At 64.2% G+C, this 23,447-nt stretch carries 24 protein-coding genes; 13 read left to right on the top strand and 11 right to left on the bottom strand.

The window, feature by feature from the left end:
* Positions 1-2: 2 nt before the first annotated feature.
* The 7 genes from AB6M95_RS09675 to AB6M95_RS09645 form a co-directional block, all read right to left on the bottom strand.
* Positions 3-218, bottom strand: coding sequence for a hypothetical protein (locus tag AB6M95_RS09675; protein ID WP_371386534.1), 216 nt, complete (start codon positions 216-218; stop codon positions 3-5).
* A 345-nt stretch (positions 219-563) separates the two neighbouring features.
* Positions 564-2,450, bottom strand: coding sequence for a terminase gpA endonuclease subunit (locus AB6M95_RS09670; RefSeq protein ID WP_371386533.1), 1,887 nt, complete (start codon positions 2,448-2,450; stop codon positions 564-566).
* Positions 2,437-3,081, bottom strand: coding sequence for a hypothetical protein (locus AB6M95_RS09665; protein WP_371386532.1), 645 nt, complete (start codon positions 3,079-3,081; stop codon positions 2,437-2,439). The genes AB6M95_RS09670 and AB6M95_RS09665 overlap by 14 nt, the downstream gene beginning before the upstream one ends.
* Positions 3,074-3,352 (bottom strand): hypothetical protein, encoded by a 279-nt coding sequence (locus AB6M95_RS09660; RefSeq protein ID WP_371386531.1) that lies wholly within the window; start codon positions 3,350-3,352, stop codon positions 3,074-3,076. Before AB6M95_RS09660 ends, AB6M95_RS09665 begins: the two co-directional genes overlap by 8 nt.
* A complete protein-coding gene (locus AB6M95_RS09655; RefSeq protein ID WP_371386530.1) occupies positions 3,342-4,766 on the bottom strand; it encodes a primase-helicase zinc-binding domain-containing protein in 1,425 nt (474 codons plus the stop codon). Before AB6M95_RS09655 ends, AB6M95_RS09660 begins: the two co-directional genes overlap by 11 nt.
* Positions 4,767-5,039: 273 nt before the next feature.
* Entirely contained in the window at positions 5,040-6,869 is a 1,830-nt protein-coding gene (locus AB6M95_RS09650) for a DNA primase family protein (protein WP_371386529.1), read from the bottom strand.
* A 575-nt stretch (positions 6,870-7,444) separates the two neighbouring features.
* Positions 7,445-8,044 carry a TetR/AcrR family transcriptional regulator gene (locus AB6M95_RS09645; protein WP_371386528.1) on the bottom strand — a complete coding sequence of 200 codons (600 nt, stop codon included), beginning with the start codon at positions 8,042-8,044 and terminating at the stop codon, positions 7,445-7,447.
* A gap of 287 nt (positions 8,045-8,331) precedes the next feature.
* Between AB6M95_RS09645 and AB6M95_RS09640 the strand changes: the two genes are divergently transcribed.
* A complete protein-coding gene (locus AB6M95_RS09640) occupies positions 8,332-9,072 on the top strand; it encodes an SDR family oxidoreductase (protein ID WP_371386527.1) in 741 nt (246 codons plus the stop codon).
* 110 nt (positions 9,073-9,182) lie between these two features.
* Here the strand turns inward: AB6M95_RS09640 and AB6M95_RS09635 are convergent, their stop codons facing one another.
* Both AB6M95_RS09635 and AB6M95_RS09630 read right to left on the bottom strand, forming a co-directional pair.
* Positions 9,183-9,545, bottom strand: coding sequence for a SpoIIAA family protein (locus AB6M95_RS09635; RefSeq protein ID WP_371386526.1), 363 nt, complete (start codon positions 9,543-9,545; stop codon positions 9,183-9,185).
* A 101-nt stretch (positions 9,546-9,646) separates the two neighbouring features.
* Positions 9,647-10,201 carry a hypothetical protein gene (locus AB6M95_RS09630; RefSeq protein ID WP_371386525.1) on the bottom strand — a complete coding sequence of 185 codons (555 nt, stop codon included), beginning with the start codon at positions 10,199-10,201 and terminating at the stop codon, positions 9,647-9,649.
* Positions 10,202-10,400: 199 nt separating this feature from the next.
* On the opposite strand from AB6M95_RS09630, the gene AB6M95_RS09625 reads away from it, so the two are divergent.
* From AB6M95_RS09625 to rfbD, 11 genes are all read left to right on the top strand, one after another.
* Positions 10,401-12,128, top strand: a complete 1,728-nt coding sequence (locus tag AB6M95_RS09625; RefSeq protein ID WP_371386524.1) for an aldehyde ferredoxin oxidoreductase family protein — start codon at positions 10,401-10,403, stop codon at positions 12,126-12,128.
* Positions 12,129-12,220: 92 nt separating this feature from the next.
* On the top strand, positions 12,221-12,448 hold the full coding sequence (locus AB6M95_RS09620) for a MoaD/ThiS family protein (RefSeq protein WP_371386523.1): 228 nt from the start codon (positions 12,221-12,223) through the stop codon (positions 12,446-12,448).
* Positions 12,449-12,452: 4 nt separating this feature from the next.
* Positions 12,453-13,289, top strand: coding sequence for a HesA/MoeB/ThiF family protein (locus tag AB6M95_RS09615; RefSeq protein ID WP_371386522.1), 837 nt, complete (start codon positions 12,453-12,455; stop codon positions 13,287-13,289).
* Positions 13,290-13,420: 131 nt separating this feature from the next.
* On the top strand, positions 13,421-13,807 hold the full coding sequence (locus AB6M95_RS09610) for a winged helix-turn-helix domain-containing protein (protein WP_371386521.1): 387 nt from the start codon (positions 13,421-13,423) through the stop codon (positions 13,805-13,807).
* A gap of 54 nt (positions 13,808-13,861) precedes the next feature.
* Positions 13,862-14,686, top strand: coding sequence for an ABC transporter substrate-binding protein (locus tag AB6M95_RS09605; RefSeq protein WP_371386520.1), 825 nt, complete (start codon positions 13,862-13,864; stop codon positions 14,684-14,686).
* 66 nt (positions 14,687-14,752) lie between these two features.
* Positions 14,753-15,448, top strand: a complete 696-nt coding sequence (locus AB6M95_RS09600; RefSeq protein ID WP_371386519.1) for an ABC transporter permease — start codon at positions 14,753-14,755, stop codon at positions 15,446-15,448.
* On the top strand, positions 15,445-16,098 hold the full coding sequence (locus AB6M95_RS09595; RefSeq protein WP_371386518.1) for an energy-coupling factor ABC transporter ATP-binding protein: 654 nt from the start codon (positions 15,445-15,447) through the stop codon (positions 16,096-16,098). The genes AB6M95_RS09600 and AB6M95_RS09595 overlap by 4 nt, the downstream gene beginning before the upstream one ends.
* A gap of 15 nt (positions 16,099-16,113) precedes the next feature.
* Positions 16,114-16,821, top strand: coding sequence for a molybdopterin-guanine dinucleotide biosynthesis protein MobB (locus AB6M95_RS09590; RefSeq protein ID WP_371386517.1), 708 nt, complete (start codon positions 16,114-16,116; stop codon positions 16,819-16,821).
* Positions 16,822-16,823: 2 nt separating this feature from the next.
* A complete protein-coding gene (locus AB6M95_RS09585) occupies positions 16,824-17,285 on the top strand; it encodes a tRNA (cytidine(34)-2'-O)-methyltransferase (protein ID WP_371386516.1) in 462 nt (153 codons plus the stop codon).
* A gap of 76 nt (positions 17,286-17,361) precedes the next feature.
* Entirely contained in the window at positions 17,362-18,378 is a 1,017-nt protein-coding gene (rfbB, locus tag AB6M95_RS09580) for a dTDP-glucose 4,6-dehydratase (RefSeq protein ID WP_371386515.1), read from the top strand.
* On the top strand, positions 18,378-19,253 hold the full coding sequence (gene rfbD, locus AB6M95_RS09575) for a dTDP-4-dehydrorhamnose reductase (protein WP_371386514.1): 876 nt from the start codon (positions 18,378-18,380) through the stop codon (positions 19,251-19,253). Before rfbB ends, rfbD begins: the two co-directional genes overlap by 1 nt.
* On the opposite strand, the gene AB6M95_RS09570 is transcribed toward rfbD, so the two are convergent.
* On the bottom strand, positions 19,250-22,003 hold the full coding sequence (locus tag AB6M95_RS09570) for a SulP family inorganic anion transporter (RefSeq protein ID WP_371386513.1): 2,754 nt from the start codon (positions 22,001-22,003) through the stop codon (positions 19,250-19,252). The two genes, rfbD and AB6M95_RS09570, sit on opposite strands and share 4 nt — an antisense overlap.
* Before the next feature lie 276 nt (positions 22,004-22,279).
* Between AB6M95_RS09570 and AB6M95_RS09565 the strand changes: the two genes are divergently transcribed.
* Entirely contained in the window at positions 22,280-23,182 is a 903-nt protein-coding gene (locus tag AB6M95_RS09565; RefSeq protein ID WP_371386512.1) for a glycosyltransferase family 2 protein, read from the top strand.
* Here AB6M95_RS09565 and AB6M95_RS09560 read toward each other — a convergent pair.
* Positions 23,163-23,447: hypothetical protein (locus tag AB6M95_RS09560; RefSeq protein ID WP_371386511.1), on the bottom strand; the 285-nt coding region annotated here is incomplete at its 5' end. The genes AB6M95_RS09565 and AB6M95_RS09560 overlap by 20 nt on opposite strands.

The following is a 23,447-nucleotide window of genomic DNA, read 5'->3' as shown; positions in this document are numbered from 1 at the left end:
GGCTACCCCCTCCCCACAAACGTGGAGCGGGCGAACCCGCCGCGCCGGACATAGGCGATGCGGTTCTCCAGCTCGACGATCTTGTCCTCGAGCCGGAAGAAGGTCGCCCGGGTGAACTGGTCGCCGCCGACGCTGACCGTCTGGCCGCCGGACAGGATCGCGTCCCGCGCCGCCTTGTACTTCGCCAGCTCCGCTTTCAGTTCCGCTTCGGTCGCCATAAAAAAACTCCAGGGTGTGTTTTGCGAAGAAAATACACCCTGGAATTTTGCGGGATAAACCCGGTTGTTTACTGATCAGTAAATTTTACTGGTATCAACCATGTGCATCCTTTTGATTGGACACATCTTTTTGCACTGACTTTACGGTTACTCCGGTCGTGTGGATTATGCACTTATCGTTATTGCACTTGTGATACCTGACCTTGATATCACCGTCCCATTTCGGAGAGCTGACCACCGGACAGCGCTTGCCGCACACGGGGCACAGCGCCCCCTTCTTCGGCGAGTAGACAACCCCTTCCCTTGCCTTGGCCACGGCTACCTGTATCGTCGCGTTTGCCGTCATCACATTTCCTTTCCCGTGTAGGGGTTGAACTTCTTCTCGCCTTGAGACGCCCGCTGCGTCTTGGCCGCCGCCCTGGCCGCCATGTCCGCCGCCACCATCGCCTTGAGCGACGGGCTCCACTGCCAGTGCGCCATGGCCAGATGGCCGATCATGCAGTCCAGCCAGTGGTTCGCGCGGACCCGCTTCCAGATGTAGGTGCCCTTCTGCAGCACCTTCTTTTCCGAGCAGAGCTGGTAGAAATATTCGGGCGGCGTCTTGGCGTGGAAGTGGATCGGCTCCAGCCACCGCCCCTCCTTGTCCCTGGCCTCGTCGGATAGCCGCCAGAAGAACAGGTCCTTGAAGGCGTCCGTGTCGATGAAGTGCAGCCGCATGGGCCGCTTGAGCTTCCGGCCGTTGGGCAGCTGCTGCATGGGGTTGCCGAGGCGGACATGGTAGCCCGGCGTCTTCCTGGACATGCCCTTGGTGCCGAAGACCACGCCGGGCCGCTGGCGCAACAGCCACTCATAGGCCTGCATGGTCCTGGTCTCGTCCTCCCACTCGTTCTTGCCGCCGCCGGTGTCCAGGCCCGCGCGCCACACGCCGAGGAAATCGCTGCGCTTGCCGTCGCGCCGGAAGCGGGACTGGAAGATCAGCTCGTGCAGTTCCTTGAAGGTCTCGATCTTTCCCTGGTCGATGATCCACTCCTCGGACCCGTCGTCCTGCCCGGTCGGGTCCACCCAATGGGCGCAGGTGGAATAGAAAAAGTGGTCCTTCTGCATGTCCGTGGACAGGGTGATGGCCTGGGCCTCGGACGGCACCACCAGCGGCGGCAGCTCCGGCACCATGAACTGTTGCAGCCGCTCCTCGTTGGACTCCGAGGCAATCACGTTGGCCGGCTGCGCCGCGTAACCGTTCCACCACGACTTGAGCTTGTCCGGGTCGCCCTGGGCCGCGAACCAGTCCGCCATGACCGACGACAGGGACACCCAGCGCGAGTTCCACGACGGGATGTGCACCCCGATCTTGACGGGCCGGTCCACTTCCCTGTCGAACTCCAGCCGCCCGTCGCGCACGGCTCGGTTGCGGATCTGGTCGGTCCACCGCCATTCACAGTGGCAGCACTCGTACCACGCCGCCTTGTTCAGCCGGATCTCGGCCGGGTCGCGCACCCCTTCGGGCACCTTGATGTTCTCGAACTGCATGACCTGATAGGTCCCGCAGGCAGGACACCGCGCGGCCCAGCGCACCTTGACGTCGGCCCGGTTGAACTCGTCCCAGATGAAACTCTCGCCGTCGTAGCCGATGGGTTTGCCGATCCACAGCAGCTTGTACAGGGTGGAGAACGTGTTGAAGCGCTCCACGAAATCCTTGTGCGCCCCGGCCGGGAACATGTCCGGCTCGTCGCCCAGGCCGTCCAGGACGGACAGGGACGCGCGCTTGGACAGCGACCCCATCCACCGCCCGGTGAAGGTGGTCCCGTTTTTCAGCGATATCTCGGTCTTGACCACGGCGTTCCGCTCGTCCCCGATATACCGCCGCAGCTTCGGACTGTTCTCGAACAAAGGGATCAGCTTCTTGTCGAACCAATCCTCGGTCAGGTCCTCGTCTGGCAGGGCGATCTGCCGGGGGCCCGGCCGCTCCACCCCGCGCCGGGCCAGGAACCCCTGGCCGAAGAGCGTCTTGCCGATCTGCGGCCCCGCTGCCACGGCCATCTCCCTGACCCACGCCTGCATGAACAGGTCCCACAGCGGAGGGAAATAGGGCGACAGCCGAGGATCGTAATGCGACCCCTTCATAGGGCCTTCCGGCACGACCACGTTTTCCTGCATCCACTCGCCGGTGGATTGGTCAAGGATGGTCGGCTCCATCACAGCGCACTCGCCGGGGGTGAACTCAAGCCTGAACATCGACGTCCCCGATGGCTTCATCCAAATCCACCACGAACACCCGTTCGCGGGAAAAGGCCTGGAGCCACTGCTGTTTCTTGACCAGACAGACCTCGGACAGTTCCGGGACCTGCCGCTCGAAATAGGCCGCCAAGTCACGGACCTTGCCCGGATCACCGTCGACCAGGGCGATGATCTTCTCCACCCCGTCGAGGCGCTTGCCGACAAGGACGTCCACGGACGCCTCGGCCTGTTGCACCGCATACCCGTCCAGCTGCAGGGAGAAGAAGGCCATACGCGCGGCCAGGTCGTTCAGATGATCCTCCAACTCGATGATGCCGCCCTCCTCCCGCCGCTGCTTGATCCGCTCGCGTGCCGCCTTGGCCTCGAGCAGGTCCAGCTCGGCCCGGGACTTGGCGTCCATCCGCTCCTTCTCCTCGGCACTCACGGTCTTGCCGGACTCCTTCCGCTTGAGACGCTGCCGGGCGTAGGCCAGCAGCGCGTCGGCCTCGAACTCGCCTTCCGCGTTCTCACCGATGTACCCGGCCCGGGCGTGCCGACTGAAGGTGGAGGAGTTCACCTTGAACCCTTCGCCGTCCAAGAACTCACGGGCAAGGGTCTGGCTCTTGAACGTTCTGGAATCCTTAACCACGCTGCACCTCCTGGAGCTTCTTGACGTTGACCGCCTTGCGCACACCGTACCCGTAGACCTCCACGTACAGCGCCTTCTTCCCCTTGCCCAAGGTGCGCTCGTAGGGCTCCCCCTTGCATACGACCTGCACCAGCTGCATCCGCCCGCCCACCTTGGTGGACAGGGAGAACCGCGCGCCCCTAAATATTCCTGTTTTAGGAGGAACTTTCATGTATTCGCTGGACATCGCGGCGTCCAAATCCCGCTCGCTCAACGTGATGTCATCGCTCATTTGCAGACTCCAACGGCTTGAGAAAATTACGTATCGTCACTTCACATTCGCCGATCTCCCGCAGCCAGCGGGCGACAACCGGACGGTGGGCCAGCAGGGCGACGCGGTCATGGATCTCGGCCGGACCGCGGCAGCCCAGCAGGTTGCCGTTTTCGCCGACGTGTATCTCCAGGCGGTTGGTTGCCAGCAGCAGGCGCAGGGCCTCGACGTCATCCGGGATCTGGAGTTTCTTGTCTTTGGGCGGCGGCGCTGCGGTCACGTTCCCCCTGGGCGGCGGCGCAGTGACCCGCATGACCGGGGAGAGCTGCGACCTAATCCACGCGCCCAGAGCGGGCAGCCCGTGCAGCTCCACGAACTCGCCGGGATCCTTGCCCGCCGGTACCGGCGTGCGGCGGCACTGCGGATAGCGCTGGTCCCACCAGAACCGGAACTTGTTCCCATGCTGCTCCCCCTTGCCCTGCGGCTCGAAGTCCAGGGCGTTGAGGATGCCCGTGGCCTCGCCGAGCCAACCGGCCGCCTGCTGATCCGGGTACATGGACAGGGTGCCCATGGCGCACATACCCACGCCGGGCTGCGCGGCGGCCATGACGGCCAGCCCGTCCAACGCGGCCTCGGTCACGACGTAGGCCCGGGCGTTCGGAGTGATCGTGACAACCTTCTGCTCCGACCCGGCCACCAGGATGTACTTGTCGTCGTTCTCCCCCAGGTCCTGGTTCGGCCGCCGGATGCGCACAGCCGCCAGCTGGCCGTCCCGTTCATTGGGGACCACCAGTCCGCGCGGAATCCATATGGACTTTAACCGCCCGGTCTTCGGACTGATCTGCTTGTCGAGCCCCCACCCTTCCCGGTTCCTGTAGATGCACGGGGGCCCGTTCCTTTGCGGCTCCCCGGCGTGCCACCCGAGCTGGTATGCCTGCGCGATGTCCAACGGCACGCCCCGGTGCTCGAGCCACTGCAACAGGTGGGGGTTCGACTGGAGCCGGGCGGCGCACTCCTCGACGAACTTCCGGGCGTGCTCCTGCCACTTCAGCGGCGGGAACGTCACCGGGTTCAGCTGATCGAGCGTGCGGCCCGCCGAGTCACGCCTCGGCCTCTCCCTCTTCGCGCTCGCAGGCCCTGCCGCCTCGCCCTCTACGCTGAGAAAATCGAAAATTTTGGTCCAATCCCACCCCTCGACGTCCACCAACCACTGGACGTAGTCGCCGCTGAGGCCGCACTGACGACACCAGTACCCGCCGGACACCCCGGCCCGTTCGGCCACGTCCCCGCTCGGTGCCTGGTCCGGGAAGACCCGGAAGCGGTCGGTCCCGCCGCACACCGGGCACGGCCCCTGGTATTCGCCCCGGCCGCCGACGGGATGCTCGAACCCGCCGGGTACGCGCGCCCGCACCAGCTCGATCAGTTCAACGGGCATGACGTCCTCCGCCGGGCCTATCGTCCGTATGGTCCGCTATGGTCCGGCCAAAGGTCCAGGCCGGGAAGGCCCGGTGGGCAACGTTTCCCGAAGAGTTGGGACCATAGGGACTAAATCCTTTTCTCTTCATTTAGATACTTCCTTGTTCAAGATATTTATGAATAGGGAGTTTTACTCCCTATCATCCCGTGCACTAATCCATCCCCTGTCATTTCAAGGGCCTGCATGCCGGACCATTGCCCGGACCATAGGCGGACGATACGGACCTTTGCGCTACTCCTCCGGATGGAAACCGTCCTGATGCTCCATCTTGAGGTCGAGCCCGATGTAGTAGACCGTGCCCGACTTCTGTCGTTCAAACCCCTTGTCGTTCATCCAGTTCCCGAACTTCTTCTGTGCCGGTGGGAACTTACCGGCGCGCAGGTGGTACCACTCCTCGAAGACGCTATAGAGCTTGGAGCTGCCGACCCGCAGGCCGTTGCCGATCTCGCAGCACTCGAACAGGAACTCGCCCAGGGTATCCTCGCCCTCGCGGTACTTGTCCGTCGCCTCGGTCACGACAGCCGGCGGGCAGAGCCCGTAGGCCCTCCACGCCATGTGCCCCTCCACCAGCCAGGCCAGGACGCCGGGTAGGCAGGCGGCCAGCTTGGACTCGAGGCGCTTGTCGATGGGGCGCTCGAAAACCTGAGTCGGTTCCCCATGCACGAACGAGATGCGGTGCGGGATGGCCAACACGCGCTTCCAGAAGGCGTAGTCCGTGGCCGGGGCCGAGGGCAGGTTGTTGGTCAGCAGGAACATGAGGTGTGTCGGGTCGAACGTCGTGGGGTACTTGTCGTTCGGATGGCGGCCGGTCAGCGGGTCGCCGCCGGTCAGCCACTTGACCCGCTCGATGGAGAACTTGCGGCCCTCCGCCGTCTCCGACGCCCAGGCCAGCCGCAACCCCTTGAGGGACATGATCGACGGCGTGGGCGAATCGGCCGACCGGCTCACCCCCTGGTCCAGCAGCAGCTCAGACGGAAGCCCGCAGGCCAATGGGCCGAGGGTCCAATACAGGGTGTTGAGCAACGTCGATTTTCCGTTGCGCCCGCGCCCGGTCAGGATCGGCAGGATGTGGTCAGGGGTCGCGCCGAGCAGGGCGTACCCGCACAACCGCTGGATGAACGGGACCAGGTCCGGCTCCGGTTCGTCGATCTCCGGGTTCGTGTACACGGTCCGCAGAAACTCCTCCCACGCCGCCCGGTCAAAATCGGCCCCCCTCCACTCCACAGGCGCTGCGCGCACCATCCAGTCGTCCGGACGGCCGGGGCGGAAGTCCCCCGTCTCCAGGTCGATGATGCCGTTGGCTACGGGCAGCAGGTTGGGCCGGTTGTCCAGCCAGCTCGAGCGGCAGTTGAGCGGGAACCCGGTGATGGACCGGGCCTTGGTTATGACCGAAGATTCCCGCGTCGGGGCGCGCAGGGAGTAGATCCGCTTGCTCACGCCCTTGGTTCTCTCGGCCAGCTGCTTCTCCAGCGAGTCGATGTCGCCGCGCAGGATCTTCTGATCAGCCTCCGCCGCGGTATGCAGCAGCTCGTTATGCTTGTCCTCGATGGCGGCCTTGAACTTGGAGACCGTGGTCACCTGGTGCGCATGCCAGTAGGCCATGGCCACGTTCTCCACCAGGGAGTAGGCGTACACGCCCGATTCATCCATCCGCCAATGGTGCCCGGTGAACTCCAACGTCTCCGGAGTCTTCTTGTCTCCGCCAGTGGTGATGTTGATGGCCACTTTGTCCTTGTGCATGGCCGCGTACAGCTCGGCATCGCCGGTTACGTTCCGGCCCATGCACTCGAGGATGAACCCCGGATCCAGGGAGAGCCACGGCATGTCCAGCTCCGGCTCGGCCGGCGGCGCGGCCTGATCCCGAGGGACCGGCGGCGGGGACAGCGATTCCTCCAGCTGCCGCTTGAGGTCGGTCAATTCGGCCAGGTTCTTCTCGTTCATCCAGTCGAACCCGTCCGGCACCACCACGTCCCAGCGCCCGGCGGCGTCCTTGCCGAGCGTGTACCCATCCGGCAGGTCGAGGAGGGGCGCGGCCTGAGACATCATGCGATCATCAGCCACGGCACCACCTCCCGGCGACCGACCTCGAACAGGCCTCGATCAGCCCCGAAATTGTTTCACAGCCACCCGCCGATATTGCATTTTTCCCAAATTCCCACCCAACAAAAACCCCAAGCACGGCCGAGCCCCGAGCTATACGCGACCCCTGTATCCAGGCCATACAGGAGGACCCAAGCCGGTGGATAAGGCCATTGGACCATTGGCTTGTTCTTTCTCTAGGGGGGGAGATGGGGGAGCCGGACAGGTGCCGCCCCGGGCGTGGGGGAAAAGCGGAAGCGACCGTCCCGGTCGCGGTGATCGAACCATGCTGTCCAAGCCCTGCGGAGCACGCTGCACAGTTCACCTTTTGCTCACCTTTCTGAGGTGGGGTATGTCGGTCAAGTCGGGGAAAGTGGCAGCCTATTACATAGGCTTCCGTGTGGTTCCAGGGCATAAAGCACCTTCACACGGTGGAAGTCACAGGTTCAAATCCCGTATCGCCCACCACTTTGAATTAAAAAAACGGACGCTTGTCGAAAGCGTCCGTTTTTTGTTTTCCGGGGGCTTGCAGCCTTCCCGGCCCGGCGGCGGGGAGTCTAGCGGTTGGCCGAAAGACCCGCCAGGACGACCGATACCACCCTTTGCAGCAGGAGTTCCCGGTCCTCGTCCTTGTGTTCGAGGACCATCAGCGGGTGGTGGAAGGCCATGGTGGCCTCGAGCAGGGCCTCCACCGCGCCCTCGGGCGAGGGGACGTCGAGTTCCCCTGTCTCCGCCCCCCGCTCCACCAGACGCAGCAGCTGGTCGTGCATGTTTTGCAGGTGCCGGAGGACGAAGGGCTTGTCCGCCTCCACCGCCATGTTGAACGAGCGGAACAGTTCCGGGTCCCCCCGGACCTTGTTGCGCTTGCGCCGGTGGTAGGCCATGAACCATTCGATGATGGCCAGCCGCGCAGGGCCGCGGGTCTCGGCCACTCTGACCAGCGCCTCGTCCATCTCCGACAGCCACCGTTCCGAGATCGTGTCGAGGATGGCCACTTTGTCCGGAAAATGGTTGTACAGGGCCGCATGCGTGACGCCCAGCTCCCTGGCGACGTCCACGAGCCGGAACTTGTCCAGACCGTGCCGCCGGACAAGCTCCATGGTGATCTCGATGGTCTTCTCGACCAGTTCTTCCGAACTCAAGCCGGTCTTCGGCATGGCGCGCCCTCATCCACCCTGCATGTTCCCTGTGTACCGCGTCCATCTTAACGGGTTGGGCGCGGACACAAAAAAACGTTTTTATTACATTTCTCCCAAAAAGTAAGTTACCCCGGCGAGCTTGTCAAACGGCTCCCGCCGAGGGATTCACGAAATCTTGATCACGGGTTGACGAACTCAGGACTACAACTTACATTAAATGTAAATTGTAATATCATCAAAAAAATGCAAAAAAATTCTGACACGCGGACTCGGCCTCATCCGCAGTCCGCACAAAGGAGAAAACCATGAGCGCATCAACCGGAACAGCTATCGTCACGGGCGGCTCGCGCGGCATCGGCCGGGCCATTTCCCTGCGGCTGGCAGGGGACGGATTCGCCGTCGCGCTGAATTACGTCGGCAACAAGGAGCAGGCGGACAGAACGGTCGCCGAGATCACCGGCATGGGCGGCCGCGCGGTCGCCGTCCGGGGCGACGTCGGCAAGGTCGAGGATGTCGAGCGGCTGTTCCACGCGGCCAAGGAGGCCTTTGGCTCCGTGGAAGTGGTCGTGAACAGCGCGGGAATCATGCCCATGCAACCCATCGAGGGGGCGGACATGGACGTCTTCGACAAGGTCATCAACGTCAACCTCCGGGGCGCGTTCATCGTCCTGGGCCAGGCGGCCTCGCACCTCGAACGGGGCGGCCGGATCATCGCCCTGTCCTCCAGCGTCATCGCACCGGCCTTTCCGGGTTACGGCCCGTACATCGCTTCCAAGGCGGGCGTAGAGGGGCTGATCCGGGTACTGGCCAACGAGATGCGCGGACGAGGCATCACCGTCAACGCCATCGCCCCGGGGCCCATCGGCACGGACCTCTTTCTGGCCGGAAAGACCGAGGAGCAAATCGCCCGGATCGGCGGCATGGCTCCGCTCGAACCCCGACTAGGCACCCCGGAGGAAATCGCCGCGGCGGTCTCCTTCCTGGCCGGTCCCGACGGGACCTGGGTCAACGCGCAGGTGCTGCGCGTGAACGGAGGATTCGCCTAGGCCGCGAGTGGGGATGGACGCAATCGAGGGGTCAGAGAAAACCGCCTCGCGCCAGGACTACCGCCCGGCACAAAAAACGGACGCTCGTTGAAGCGTCCGTTTTTTGTGCTCTAGGCCGAAATCCAATCGAGGGCCTGGTCCAGCTTCTCGGGCGGGTAGAGCTTGACCTCGCAGTCCATGAGCAGTTCGCCCAGCTTGACGCCCCAGCGGACCCAGGCCGGACCGCCGACCACGGCCAACTTGCGGAATCCCTTGCGGTGGGCCATGCCGAATTTGGCGTCGTCCCAGAGGGCCTTAGGCTCCCATCCTTCGAAATTCTCGTCCATGTACAAGAGGGCGTCGGCCTTGCCGTGCTCCCGAATGATCATCTCCAGGGCCGGAATCCAGACCCTCTTGTAATCGTCGTCCGTGAGTTTGCCCGAGGCGCGGACCGCCAGCATCCTGGTCGTGGACTGTTCCATAACGGTAATCATGCGAAACCTCCTTGTAGAGATACCACTCAACCCAAGGAGCATACCCCATTTGCGAGCCCGTGCCCAGCCGAAGCCGCAGAATCGTTTCGGGTTCCGACCGATCAGGCGAAGGTCACCCGGATGGCCACATCGCCGCTCAGGCCGTCGAGCCGGGCGAGGAATCCGTCCGCGTCCAGGCCGCCCGCCTTCACGATCTGGGCCTTTTTCCCGCGCAGGAACTCGGCCAGCAGCGCGGCGTCCACCAGGATGCCCCGCGCGAGCAGCCCCCGGCCACTCTCCACGGCTAGGGTGCTGAAGACCTTCATGGTCAGCCGGGCCGGAGCCGCGTCGGCGCGGGAGTGGTCCTTGACCTCGATCCCGCTGCGGAAGCTCCTGTAGAAATTGTCCCTGCCCATGACAATGCCCACCAGGCCCGGCATGGCGCTGCCCAAGGCCATGCGGTCCCCGTCCTTGATGAAGGTCCGGTCCAGGTCGTCCACCGGGCTGTTGTTCAGGAAGATGGTCCGCACCGTGGAGTCGATGAATTCGTCGTCGAAACCGAGCGCCTCATGCAAAAATTCGCGCACCGAAGTCCCGGAAACCCCGTCCAGGGCGAACCCCTTCTGGAGAATATAGTTCCACCCCCACGCGGCCTCCGCGACCATAGAAATTCCCATACAGTCGTCCTTACTGATCAATTCCATTTTTGCCTTCCGGATCTATTGTACAAAGTTCGAACATTATGCCGGTCTAAACATAATATATTGTTTTTTTTGACATTAATTTTGAAAACGGGGTATGAGAAGACAGTTAGTCCGTTTATCGACAATGCGTCAAGAGGTACGCTCAATTCCAAAAAAGACTGAGGGTGAATCAATGTCTAAAATTTTGAGAATCAACTGTCGGACGAAGGAATACGCTTTTGAGGATGCCGGTCCCTACGTCGGCCTCGGCGGCCGCGCACTGACCTCCAGGGTCATCAACAAGGAAGTGCCGGCCACCTGCCATCCCCTGTCCGCCGAGAACAAACTGGTTATCGCAACCGGCCTGATGGGCGGCTCCACCGCCGCCAACTCCGGCCGCGTGTCCGTGGGCACCAAGTCCCCGCTGACCGGCGGCATCAAGGAGTCCAACTCCGGCGGCCTGTTCGCCCACAAGATGCCCAAGATGGGCCTCAAGGCGATCATCCTGGAAGACAAGCCCGAGGAAGGCGCGCCCTTCTCCACCCTGTTCATCACCGAGGACAAGGTCGAGTTCCGCGACGCCTCCGACATCACCGGCCTGGACACCTACCCCGGCCATGACAAGCTCCTGGCCCAGTACGGCGACAAGCTGTGCGCGGCCATGATCGGACCCGCCGGCGAAACCCTGCGCAAGACCGCCACCATCCAGTTCACCGATCCGTACAAGCGGCCCGCCCGCTCGGCCGGACGCGGCGGCACCGGCGCGGTCCTGGGTTCCAAGAAGATCAAGGCCATCGTCCTCGACCCCGAGGTCAACGTGAAGGTCGAAGCCGCCGATGGGGCCGCCTTCAAGGATGCCCGCTCCACCTGGGTCTCCATCCTGAAGGGCCATCCGGTCACCTCCCAGGGTCTGCCCGGCTTCGGCACCTCCGTGCTGGTCAACATCATCAACGAGGCGGGCGCCATGCCCACCAAGAACTTCCGCTACGGCCAGTGCGAGCACGCCGCCGAGATCTCTGGCGAAAAGATCGCCGACATCATCAAGGAGCGCGGCGGCAAGACCACCGAGGGTTGCCACACCGGCTGCATCATCCAGTGCTCCCAGCAGTACAACGACGCCGACGGCAACTACGTCACCTCCGGCTTCGAGTACGAGACCGTCTGGGCCCTGGGCGCCAACTCCATGATCAAGGACATCGACGACATCGCCCTGATGGACCGCATCTGCGACGAGAAGGGCATGGACACCATCGAGATCGGCAACACCGTCGCGGTGGCCATGGACGGCGGCATCATCCCCTGGGGTGACGGCAAGGCCGCCATCGAGCTGCTCAAGAAGGTCGGCACCAACGATCCCCTGGGCATGATCATCGGCAACGGCGTGGACTTCGCCGGCGGCGCGTTCGGCGTGGACCGCCTGCCCACCGTCAAGGGCCAGTCCATGCCCGCCTATGACCCGCGCGCGGTCAAGGGCGTGGGCGTGACCTACGCCACCACCGCCATGGGCGCGGACCACACCGCCGGTTACGGCGTCACCGCCAACGTCCTGGGCGTGGGCGGCTCCGTCGACGGCCACAAGAAGGAAGGCAACGTGGAGCTGTCCAAGAACCTCCAGGTGGCCACCGCCGCCATCGACTCCATGGGCTTCTGCCTGTTCGTGGCCTTCGCGGTCCTGGATTCCGACAACGGCGTCCAGACCATGGCCGACCTAGTCCAGTCCTGGACCGGCAACGCCTTCTCCGTGGACGACCTGGTCGCCTTGGGCGCGGGCACCATGAAGGACGAGCAGGAATTCAACGAGCGCGCGGGCTTCTCCAAGATCGACGATCAGCTGCCCCGCTTCTTCGAGACCGATCCCCTGCCGCCTCACAACGTGACCTGGGACTACACCGTGGAAGAACTCCAGGGCGCCAAGGTCTAACGACGCATCGAGACCAACGACACGGGCCGGGGAGCATTCCCCGGCCCCTTTTTGTGGTTGACCCCCGTACCCCAACCGCCTAGGTTCATGACATGGGAATAGAACTCAAATGTTTCGCCACCCTGCGGGATTACCTGCCGGAAAACGCAGACGACTACCCCGTGGAGCCGGGTGATACCATCCGCTCCTTGGTGGCCAGGCTCGGCATCCCGGAGAAGGACGTGACCATCATGTTCATCAACGCCCTGCGCTCCGACCTGGACAGCGAGATCAAGGACGGCGACCGCGTCGGCCTGTTTCCCCCGGTGGGCGGAGGTTAGCCACTTGGCCGCCTCCATCGAAGACTCCATCCGGGGTCTCGCGCAATCCCGCGCCCTGCCCTGGGGCGGCAGGGGGCCGGTCCTGGACGTGTGGGACGTGGCCGAACTGGCAGGGAGGCACGGCCTGCCCGGCCACGAGATCGAGGCCCTGGCCCTGGACCTGGACGTCACGCCCGCCCGCTACCTGCGCAACCGCCGGTCCATCTCCCGCGAAGACCAGATCCGCCTGCTGCGGGCGCGCCTCGCCATGGTCGGGCTCGGCGGCCTGGGCGGCTCGCTGCTGGAGCAGTTCCTGCGCCTGGGCGTCGGCCGCGTGCGCGCGGCGGACGGCGACCGGTTCGAGGCCTCCAACCTGAACCGGCAGGCCCTGTCCACCCTGGACGGGCTCGGCCGGGACAAGGCCCACGCGGCCCGGCTGCGGGCCGGAGAGGTCAACCCCTCGATCACCCTGGAAACACGCTCCGAATTCCTGACCATCGAGACCCTACCCGGTTTTCTCGACGGCTGCGCCCTGGCCGTGGACGCCCTGGGCGGCCTGGCCATGCGCGGTCATCTCCAGCAGGCCGCCTCCGAGGCGGGCATCCCCCTGGTGACCGGGGCCCTGGCCGGATGGACCGGGTATGTGGCCGTGGTCATGCCCGGGCGGATCGGCCCGGCCGACCTCATGGGCACGGACAACGGCGGCGAGGAGCGCCTCGGCTGCCCGGCCCCGGCCGTGAACCTGGTGGCCTCGCTCATGGCTATGGAGGTCGTCAATGTCCTGACCGGCGCGCCGACCCTGGCCGACAAAATGCTCGTCGCGGACCTGCGTTCCCACACGTTCGAAACCGTTTCGCTCTGATTCGGTGCCAACCCGAGCCCCATTATGTTTTCATTGACGTAATTCAAAAAAATCGTCTATTTTCTTCACTTGGTAGAATATCTTTCCGAATAGGCTCCTTTTTTTTGGATCCGAGAACTCCGAGGTACCTCATGAAGCGAAACCCCGATACCATCCTGAGACTGCGCGTCTGGCTCGAACAAGAGGACCAGACCTATATCGGCATCGGCAGCACCCTGCTGCTCCAGCAAGTGGAGAAACTGGGATCGTTGCGCAAGGCGGCGGAAGCCCTGGGCATGTCCTACAGGCGGGCATGGGGCAAATTGAAGAATGCCGAGGAACGCATCGGCAAGCCCCTGGTGGAGAAGACCAAGGGCAAGGGCCAGCGCTTCAACCTCTCGCCCTACGGCAAGGAGGTCATGGAGAGATTCCTGCATTTCTACCTGGACGTGGAGGAATACGCCACCAAGCGCGCCTCGGAACTGCTCGAAATGGAAGTCAAGAAATCCGGAGAGTTCTACCGGGACGACATGGAATAGAACCTCATCTTGTTTGGGGTCCGCGGATACAACTGTTCATCAATGGAGGAAAAAATGAAACGTTTGCTTATTGCCGCCCTGTCCTGCCTCATCGCCCTGGCCATGGCCCTGCCCGCGCTGGCCGGTCCGACCCTGATGATGGCCACCACCACCAGCACCGCCAACACCGGCCTGCTGGATGAACTGATCGTGCCCAAATTCCTCAAGGATACCGGCATCGAGATCAAATACGTGGCCGTGGGCACCGGCAAGGCCCTCAAGATGGCCGAGAACTGCGACGTGGACGTGGTCCTGGTCCATGCCCCCGCCGCCGAGAAGGTATACGTGGACAAGGGCGTGCTCGTTGACCGCAAGGAACTCATGTACAACGACTTCGTCATCATCGGCCCGGCCTCTGACCCGGCGGGCGTCAAGGGCATGCAGGTGGCCGAAGCCCTGAAGACCATCGCCGAGAAGAAGGCCGTGTTCGCCTCCCGCGGCGACAACTCCGGCACCCACAAGAAGGAGCTCTCCCTGTGGAAGGCCGCAGGCATGGCCGTGCCCGAAAAGGAAGCCTGGTACATCCAGACCGGCCAGGGCATGCTCCCGACCATCAATATCGCCAATGAGAAGAACGGCTACACCATGACCGACCGCGGCACCTTCATCAAGTACGCGGACACCAAGGGCGGCAATCCGCCGCTGGTGGTCCTGGTGGAAGGCGACAAGGTCCTGTTCAACCAGTACAGCGCCCTGGCCGTGAACACCGAAAAGTGCAAGGACGCCCAGTACGATCTGGCCACCAAGTTCATCGCCTGGATGGCCTCCCCGGACACCCAGAAGGCCATCGGCAACTTCCAGCTGCTCGGCAAGAAGCTGTTCATCCCCAACGCCCAATAATAGAGCACAGTTGACCCGACGGGGGAGGGAGGCGGCAACTCCCTCCCCCGTTTTCGTGAGATCACCATGGAATATCTGCTTGAAGGCTTCCGGCAGGGGCTCCTGCTTCTCTTCTCGGGCAATCCCGAGGCCTACACGGCCATCTGGGCCACGGTCTACGCCTCGACGCTGTCCATGATCTGCAGCATGGGCATCGGCGTGCCCCTGGGCTTTCTGCTCGGCTACAAGAAATTTCCCGGAAAGAAGGTCGTCCGCACCGGCGTGGACACACTGCTTTCCTTTCCCACCGTGGTCATCGGACTGGTTGTCTACGCCTTCCTGACCCGGAACGGCCCCCTGGGCGGCACCGGCCTGCTCTTCACCATTCCGGGCATGGCCATCGGCCAGACCCTGCTCGGCCTGCCCATCATCATCGCCATGACCGCCAACGCCGTGGAGTCCCTGGACAAGCGCCTGCCCATGACCCTGATCACACTCGGCGCCAGCCCCGGCCAGATGATGTGGGCCACGGTCCTCGAGGCGCGCTACTCCATCATGCTCGCGGCCATGGCAGCCTACGGGCGCATCGTCTCCGAGGTGGGCATCTCCATGATGGTCGGCGGCAACATCAAGTGGCACACCCGGACCATCACCACGGCCATCGCGCTGGAGACGGGCAAGGGCGAGTTCGCCATGGGCATCGCGCTCGGCATGGTCCTCCTGGCCGTGGCCCTGCTGGTCAACATCGGGGCCTCGGGCCTCAAGAAGCGGGCCGTCCAATGACCGCGCCGCTGATCACCCTCGACAACGTCCGGCAGCGCTACTCGGACCGGACCGTCCTCGACATCGAGCACCTGGAGTTCGCGGAAGGGACCATCACCGGACTGGCCGGGCCCAACGGCTCGGGCAAGTCCACCCTGCTGCGCCTGCTCGCCTTCCTGGAGCCTCCGGCAAAGGGGACCATCCATTTTCTCGGCCGCCCCACTTCGGCCAGATCGACCGTGAACCGGCAGGTCACCCTGCTGGTGCAGGAACCCTACCTGCTCAAGCGCACGGTCTTCGCCAATGTGGCCTACGGCCTGCGCATCCGCAAAAAGAACGACATCCCCGCCAAGGTGGCCCGCGCCCTGGAGGTCGTCGGCCTCGATCCCGCCGTGTTCGCCAAACGGCAGTGGTTCGAGCTGTCCGGCGGCGAGGTGCAGCGCGTGGCCCTGGCGGCCCGGCTGGTCCTCAAGCCCAAGCTCCTGCTCATGGACGAGCCCACGGCCAGCCTGGACGCCAAGAGCGCCGAGCTGATCCATCAGGCTGCCCTGTCCGCCCGCGAGGAGTACGGCGCGAGCCTGGTCATCGCCAGCCACGACATGACCTGGCTCACGGCGGTCACGGAGCACATCCACTATCTCGAAAACGGCCGCCTGGTGCGGACCATATAACCGTTCGGAGGACCCATGAAGGCAGTCTCCATCATCGGACCCAAGAATTCCGGCAAGACCACTCTGGGCGTGGAACTCGCCCGCCACTTCAAGGAGCGGGGCCTGACCGTGTCCGCGGCCAAGTTCAGCCACCACGGCTTCGACTGGAGCGACGCCGACACCACGGACTACGCCGCCGTGTGCGACACCGTGGCGGGCCTGGGCCCCAAGGAGGCCTTCGTCCACTGGACCAGCCACCGTTTCCTGCCGGACCTGCTGCCGCTGCTGACCAACGACGTGCTCATCGTGGAGGGCGGCAAGGAGCTCGGCTTCCTGCCCCGCATCCTCTGCCTGCGCGGCGACCTGTCCGACGGCATCGACTGGCTCCACCCGGAACTGGCCATCGCCAGCGTGGGCGAAACGTCCGTGGACGGCGTGCCGGTGATCAACGACCTTCCGGCCCTAGCGGACGCGGTCCTCGAAAAGGGCTTCTTCCTGCCGGGCATGGACTGCGAAACCTGCGGCCGCCCGGACTGCCGGACCCTGGCCTCGGAGATCGTGGCCGGAAAGACCACCCCCCGGGCCTGCCTGGCCATGCACAACTCCATCCAGGTCGACATCGACGGCGCGGTGGTGGGCATGAAGCCGTTCGTGGAAGACATCATCTCCGCCTCCATCCGCGAGATGATCCGCACCCTCAAAGGGTACGCGCCGGGCAAGGCGACCATCAAGCTGGACGTGTAGCCGTGCGCATCGTCCTCTTCGAGCCGGAGATTCCGCCCAACACCGGCAACATCGCGCGGCTGTGCGCGGCCACCAGAACCCCGCTGCACCTCATCGAGCCGCTCGGGTTCACCATCGACGACAAGCATCTCAAGCGCGCCGGGCTCGATTACTGGCCGTATGTCGACGTGACCGTGCACCCGGATTTCGGCCAGTTTCTCGAAGCCGTGGCCCCGCCGCGCCTGGTCATGGCCACCACCAAAGGGAGCACGTCCCACCACCGCTTCGAGTTCCGGGCGGACGACGCCATCGTGCTGGGCCCGGAGACGCGCGGCCTGCCCCCGGAACTCATGAAGGGCCACCCCAAGGTGCGCATCCCCATCTGGGGCGAGGTGCGCAGCCTGAACCTGTCCACGGCCACCGGCATCCTGCTTTTCGAGGCCCTGCGCCAGACCGGCGGCATCGTGGACGCCTTCCCGGCTTGAATTTTCGCCGCCCCGGCGGTAGGATTCCACAGTCCAAGAGATTGCGAACCCTTTCACCAGAGACCAAGCACACTCCATGAAACTTCTCGTTACCGGCGGCTGCGGCTTCATCGGCACCAACTTCATCCGGCTCATGCTCGCCGCGCACCCGGACTGGTCCATCCTCAACCTGGACAAGCTGACCTACGCGGGCAACCGGCTGAACCTCCTGGACCTGGAGGAGAACGAGCCGCGCTACGAGTTCGTCCGGGGCGACATCTGCGACCGGGAACTGGTCATGGACATCCTGACCGGCAACAAGGTGGACGCGGTGGTCAACTTCGCGGCCGAATCCCACGTTGACCGATCCATCAACGATCCGTCGCCCTTTGTGACCACCAACACGGGCGGGGCGCAGACCCTCATGGAATGCGCCCGCCAGTGCGGCACCGGGCGGTTCGTCCACGTGTCCACGGACGAGGTCTACGGCACCCTCGGGCCCAGCGGAAAATTCACCGAGACCACGCCGCTGGCCCCCAACAGCCCGTACTCGGCCAGCAAGGCGGGCGCGGACCTCATGGCCCGGGCCTACTTCGAGACATACGGCTTCCCCGTGCTGATCACCCGCTGCTCCAACAACTACGGGCCATACCAGTTCCCGGAAAAGCTCATTCCGCTCATGTACCTGAACGCCAAGGCGGGCCGGAAGCTTCCGGTCTACGGCGACGGGCTCAACGTGCGCGACTGGATTTTCGTGGACGACCACTGCCGGGGCGTGGAGCTGACCCTGACCAGGGGACGCGAGGGCCAGGTGTACAACTTCGGCGGCAACGCCGAGGAGACCAATATTTCGGTGGTCAAGACCCTGCTGTCCATCGTGGGCAAGCCGGAGTCGCTGATCACCTTCGTCACGGACCGGCCGGGCCACGACAAGCGGTACGCCATGGACTTCTCCCTGGCGGCCGAAGAACTCGGCTTCGCCCCGACCCTGCCCTTTGACCAGGGACTGGCCAAGACCATCGCCTGGTACGAGGCCAACACCACCTGGCTCGAACAGGTGCAGAGCGGCGAATACCGGACGTTCATGGACTCCTGGTACGAGGAGCGCGCCTGATGCGCATGGAAGGATTGCGCATAGCCGTCCTCGGCGGCAGGACCGGCCTGCTCGGCCAGGCCCTGTCCAAGGCCTTCGACAACGCCGGGGCCCTGGCCTTCCCCCTGTCCAGGCGGGACTGCGACGTCCTCGACCCGATGTCCGTGGAACAATGGATGGACAGGAACGACCCGGACCTGCTGATCAACGCCACGGGCTACACCCAGGTGGACCTGGCCGAGGACGAATCGGAAATGGCCTTCGCCCTCAACGGCTCGGTCCCGCCCCTGCTGGCCACCCTGGCCGCGCGCCGGGCCATCCCCTTTGTCCACTACAGCACGGACTTCGTCTTCAACGGACGGAAAAACACGCCCTACACCGAGTACGACGAGCCCAGCGCCACCTCGGTCTACGGCATCAGCAAGGCGGACGGGGAACGCGGCCTGCTCAAGCTCGGCTACAAACGCACCCTGATCATCCGCATCTCCTGGCTATTTGGGCCGGGACGGACGAATTTCGTGAAGAAGATCCTGGGACTGGCCGACGCGCACAAAAAACTCACCGTGGTCAACGACCAGATCGGCTCCCCGTCCTACACCCCGGACATAGCGGCAAACACCATCAGATTACTGGAGAAGGACGCCACCGGCGTTTTCCACCTGGCCAATTCGGGCGCGACCTCCTGGCACGGGCTGGCCAATACCGCCGTGAGCCTGGCCAACAAGGACTGCACCGTCTCGCCGGTGCCCACCTCGGCTTACCCCACCAAGGCCTTCCGGCCGCCCTACTCGGTGCTTGACCTGTCCAAGTTCATCCGTACCACGGGCCTGGCTCCGCGCCCCTGGGAGGAAGCCCTCGAACAGTACGTGCGCGGCGACCTCGGCCTGGGGGCCTAGAGCATCAGTTCGCGGACCCGGGCGTTGGATTCGACCAGCCGCTCGGACAGGAGGTTGATCAGGAACCGGTTGATGGCCGTGACCAGCCTGGGCACGCGCGCCTCGATGGCGTCGAGCTTGCGCAGGGTCATGCGGTAGAGGACGCACTTCTCCGCCGCCCGGATGGTCGCCGATCTCGGGGACAGGGTGTAGATGCCCATCTCGCCGAAGACCGCGCCGGGTCCGACCTTCTTGAGCCGGACGATCCGCCCGTCGGGCAGCTCCAGTTCCACGTCCAGCCTGCCCGACTCCACGAAATACATGGCGTCCGAGTTGTCGCCCTGGCGGAAGACCGCCTCGCCCGCCTGGACCACCTCGCGCTTGAGGACCTTCATGAGCGCCGGGATGTACTTGGGTTCCGGAAAGATCGGCACGAGCAGCTCGGGCAGGGTCTTCTGCCGGATTTCGAGCATGCCCTCGGCGTCCAGCACATGGTTCTCGCACCACTCCAGAGCATAGTCCAAGTTGAAGAAAATCTTGAACTGCCCCTCCTCGTCGCCCGCGTACCCGAGGGAGACGAGATGCGACTCCAACTCCAGCGGCGCGCTCGTGATGACCACCTGAACCCTGTTCTCCACGGCCAGCTTGTAGAGCTTTGCGAACCCTAAGCTCGAGGCCGAGGCGAACCCTCGGGCCAGGCGGAAATCGAGGACCAGGTATTCCAGGGAGAGCTGGTTCTCGGCCTCCAGCCGCCTGCGGACGTCCCTGAGGAGTTGTTCCATGGCTCCCAGGAAGATGAACCCCTGGAGGCGCATGATGTGGATATGGTCGCCGAATTCCTTGAGCACGCGCTGCTGGGACGAGGCCCGATCCACGTTGCTGGTATGCTGCGAGCCGGAGAGCACGTTGCGCACCACCCCGCCGCGCCCCGCCCGGCTGACCGTGACCATCAGGGCCAGGGCCACGCCGAAGCCGATGCCCTCAAGCAGCCCGAGAAGGATGGTGGCCGCGAAGGTAAACCGGAGCAGCCACAGCTCGGACCGGCTGGTGAAGGACGACTTGGTGCGCAGCATCCAGTCGCGGATGAGGTCCAGCCCGGCGTAGACGAGCAGCCCCTCGGGCACGAACCGGGGAATCATGGGCAGGATGAAGTCCGCATAGAACAGCCCCACCGCGCAGATCAGCCCGGCCACGATGCCGGCCAGCGGCCCCCGGCCGCCCGCGGCATAGCTGCCCGCGCTCCGGCCGAAGGACAGGGAGACCGGCATGCCGCAGCACAGCCCGGAGACCATGTTGGTCACGCCCAGCGCACTGTATTCGCGGCTCAGGTTGCTCTCGCGGCCCCGGATCAGTTCGAGCCGGGTGATCCGGTACATGACCGTGAGCACGGCCAGGATGACCATGGCCCCGATGTACAGCCCGTGGGATTTGATCACCGACCATTGGATGTCGGTGAAGAGCATGGGCGACTTGAGCACGCTCACCAGGTGGACCAGCAGCGACCCCTTGGGAAAGGGCACCGGCTCGGCCAGGTCGCGGATCGCCGGGTCCGTGGCCCAGATGCCCGCCGCGTTGCCCGCGCCCACGGCCACCAGGATCAGGGCCAGCAAGAACAGGGAGTTCTTGGTCCGGAACATGGCGAAAAACAGGATCAGGCCGAAGATCACGCTCGGCCCCATGGTGTAGAGGTCCCGGCTGAGGTTGAAATTGGTCACCAGGGACAGCCCCAGGCTGTAGACGTTGCTCCAATCGAGGCTCAGATCCCCCATCCAGGCGAACGCCCCGATAAGCACGAACACGCCCACGCCGCCGATGACCCCGCCGATGATCTGGAGCGGAATGTAGCGGATGTATTCGCCGAGCTTGAGCTGCCCGAGCACGAGCAGGCTCAGCCCGGTCAGCAGGGCCGCAACCGCGACGCCCGCCAGAAGGGTCGGCAGGATGAGTTCCGGGGCGAAGGTGTCGGCCATGTAGCGGTACATGCTGCCCATGAACAGAAAAAGCACGGCGGTCAGGACCGTCTCCGGGCCGACCAGGGCAAAGGGCACCCGCGACAGGAAGGAAAAGAAGATGGACCCGACGATGACCCCGGTCAGGGCGGTGCCGAGCAGAAACGGCAGATACTGGTGCATGCCTCCCTGGGACGCGGCCAGCAGGGACAGGGAATAGACGAAAAAGAGCGACAGCACGCCGGAGACGACGCCAGCGTAAAGATTCAGCGTCTTGCCGCCGCGCAGCAGCCGCCAGCGCTCCGGGTCGCCGACCGTCTCGAGGCTCTCCCCGTCCGCGCCCCCCCGGAAGTCGACATCCCAGACCTGCGGCTCGTCGGGCTCGGCCAGGTCGCTGACATCGATCTCGCTCTCGTCCACCTCGGGCAGGTACTCCACGGCCTTGAGCGGCTCGCCGCACCGCGAGCAGGCGGCGCGGCCGGGCTCCTGCACGTGGCCGCAGGCGGCGCAGATGACGTCCTCGGGCCCTTCCAGGTTCACGTCCAGTTCCCCGGCGTCCAGGTCGATGGGCTGCAGCGGTTCGCCGTCCCCACCCGCCGGAAGCGGCTCGTCCCGCACGGCGGCCGCGGCCGATGGCATCTCCACGTCGAAGGGTATGGCGCCGTTCACGGTCCCGGCCCCTGCATCGGCCGCGGCTTCGGCCTGATGTTCGGTCTCGATGGTCACGCCCCGGCCGCAACCGGGACACTTGGCCTTTTTCCCGGTCAAACCGTCCGGGACAACACGTTCATAGCCGCAGGATTCACACTTGAAAATCGCCACAAGGTACCGCCGGGTTCAAGAGGTGCTATACATGACCGGAACAGACGAAACCGGTTTACATATTGTTTCACGCATTTAAGTACATACGTCAACCCAGGCCCACGCGCAAGCGGGTGAAACAACGTCGGCTGCATATCTTTTTTTTCAAAAAAACATATGCAAGGTCTAAAGTTCCCGATCTATGAGTCGATATAATTGGTGCGAGTGAGGCGAAATGTGTACACGGACGTATGCACCTCCTCGGACCGGAACTCGAAATCCCATGGAAGGGCGACCATGCGCAAGCATACCGTTTCCATAATCGTTTCCGACCTGGAAACCCACCCTGGCCTGCCGCGACTGCTGCAGTCCATCTCCCGACAGTCCGAAGGGCTGGACCGGACCGAGATCGTGGTGGCGGGAAACGGCGGACACGACCCTTCCGAACCGGCCCTGTGGCGGGCCATCACCGGCCTCGACGCCACCCGGCTGGAAACCTTCGATCCCAACGTCACCCCGGCCCGTGCGCGCAACCTGGCCGCCGCCAAGGCCATCGGCGACCGGCTCGTGTTCCTGCGGCCCGACCACCGGCTGGACCCCAAGTACCTGACCACCGCCGACGCGGTCTTCGCGGACCACCCCGAAACCGACATCATGTACGCCGACTACATCCGGCTCGCGTCGGGCAAGAACCGCTCCACGGGTCCGTCCATGATCCAGCTGCCGCCCTACCGCGACGGCCTGCTCCAGACGCGCGGCTTCCTCGGCCCCGGCGTGCTCATCACCCGCGAAGCCTTCGACCGGACCGTCGGCTTCCGTGACAACACCTACTACCGCGACTGGGATCTCTGGGTCCAGGCGGCGCAGGCGGGGGCCTCGTTCTACCACGTCAGCTACCCGCTGACCTCCTGCGAACACCGCAAGGTCACGTTCAAGGAACGGGCCGAAGACGGCCGGTGCAAGGCCGTCCTGGTCATCAACAACCAGCACTTCTTCCATGAGCACACGGTGCGCTGGGCGCTCTCCTACCTGCGCGGCGAAACCTGGGCCGAAGCCTACGGATTCATGACCATCCCCGGCCCCATGGACATCACCCGCATGCTCCACGACCACGCCATGAGGGTCATGGGCACGGACGCCCTCGCCGAAGAGGCCATACGACAGTTCGACCAGGCGGTCATCAACTCCCATCTCCTGTAAACCATTCGTTCAGTAAGGTAATGGTTTGGGTAAAGCGGCTTCCGATAACGTCGCATCTGCACAACTCTCGAAAGCCTTGTGCGAGCGCGGGTGAAAAGCCGCTGGGTGCTGCGCACCCAAATCGCTCCATAAAGAGAATGGCGATGCCTTGGGTCAATATCGAACCAAAACGCATCTTGCGCCTACCCCGCGAAGCGGCAATAAAAAGTTTAGGAAGAAAAGGGGGATGGGGGTCCGGGGGAAGGGGGAAAGGAAAGCCCTTTTC

The organism is Pseudodesulfovibrio karagichevae (assembly GCF_041414475.1).
Classification (GTDB): Bacteria; Desulfobacterota; Desulfovibrionia; order Desulfovibrionales; family Desulfovibrionaceae; genus Pseudodesulfovibrio; species Pseudodesulfovibrio karagichevae.
Note: the sequence above shows the minus strand (reverse complement) of the source record. Positions and strands in the feature narration are given on the sequence as shown.

Excerpts from the sequence above, each read along its gene's own strand:
- AB6M95_RS09675 (WP_371386534.1), bottom strand. The coding sequence starts at position 218 with ATGGCGACCGAAGCGGAACTGAAAGCGGAGCTGGCGAAGTACAAGGCG.
- AB6M95_RS09670 (WP_371386533.1), bottom strand. The coding sequence starts at position 2,450 with ATGTTCAGGCTTGAGTTCACCCCCGGCGAGTGCGCTGTGATGGAGCCG.
- AB6M95_RS09660 (WP_371386531.1), bottom strand. The coding sequence starts at position 3,352 with ATGAGCGATGACATCACGTTGAGCGAGCGGGATTTGGACGCCGCGATG.
- AB6M95_RS09655 (WP_371386530.1), bottom strand. The coding sequence starts at position 4,766 with ATGCCCGTTGAACTGATCGAGCTGGTGCGGGCGCGCGTACCCGGCGGG.
- AB6M95_RS09645 (WP_371386528.1), bottom strand. The coding sequence starts at position 8,044 with ATGCCGAAGACCGGCTTGAGTTCGGAAGAACTGGTCGAGAAGACCATC.
- AB6M95_RS09640 (WP_371386527.1), top strand. The coding sequence starts at position 8,332 with ATGAGCGCATCAACCGGAACAGCTATCGTCACGGGCGGCTCGCGCGGC.
- AB6M95_RS09635 (WP_371386526.1), bottom strand. The coding sequence starts at position 9,545 with ATGATTACCGTTATGGAACAGTCCACGACCAGGATGCTGGCGGTCCGC.
- AB6M95_RS09630 (WP_371386525.1), bottom strand. The coding sequence starts at position 10,201 with ATGGGAATTTCTATGGTCGCGGAGGCCGCGTGGGGGTGGAACTATATT.
- AB6M95_RS09625 (WP_371386524.1), top strand. The coding sequence starts at position 10,401 with ATGTCTAAAATTTTGAGAATCAACTGTCGGACGAAGGAATACGCTTTT.
- AB6M95_RS09620 (WP_371386523.1), top strand. The coding sequence starts at position 12,221 with ATGGGAATAGAACTCAAATGTTTCGCCACCCTGCGGGATTACCTGCCG.
- AB6M95_RS09610 (WP_371386521.1), top strand. The coding sequence starts at position 13,421 with ATGAAGCGAAACCCCGATACCATCCTGAGACTGCGCGTCTGGCTCGAA.
- AB6M95_RS09605 (WP_371386520.1), top strand. The coding sequence starts at position 13,862 with ATGAAACGTTTGCTTATTGCCGCCCTGTCCTGCCTCATCGCCCTGGCC.
- AB6M95_RS09600 (WP_371386519.1), top strand. The coding sequence starts at position 14,753 with ATGGAATATCTGCTTGAAGGCTTCCGGCAGGGGCTCCTGCTTCTCTTC.
- AB6M95_RS09595 (WP_371386518.1), top strand. The coding sequence starts at position 15,445 with ATGACCGCGCCGCTGATCACCCTCGACAACGTCCGGCAGCGCTACTCG.
- AB6M95_RS09590 (WP_371386517.1), top strand. The coding sequence starts at position 16,114 with ATGAAGGCAGTCTCCATCATCGGACCCAAGAATTCCGGCAAGACCACT.
- rfbB (WP_371386515.1), top strand. The coding sequence starts at position 17,362 with ATGAAACTTCTCGTTACCGGCGGCTGCGGCTTCATCGGCACCAACTTC.
- rfbD (WP_371386514.1), top strand. The coding sequence starts at position 18,378 with ATGCGCATGGAAGGATTGCGCATAGCCGTCCTCGGCGGCAGGACCGGC.
- AB6M95_RS09565 (WP_371386512.1), top strand. The coding sequence starts at position 22,280 with ATGCGCAAGCATACCGTTTCCATAATCGTTTCCGACCTGGAAACCCAC.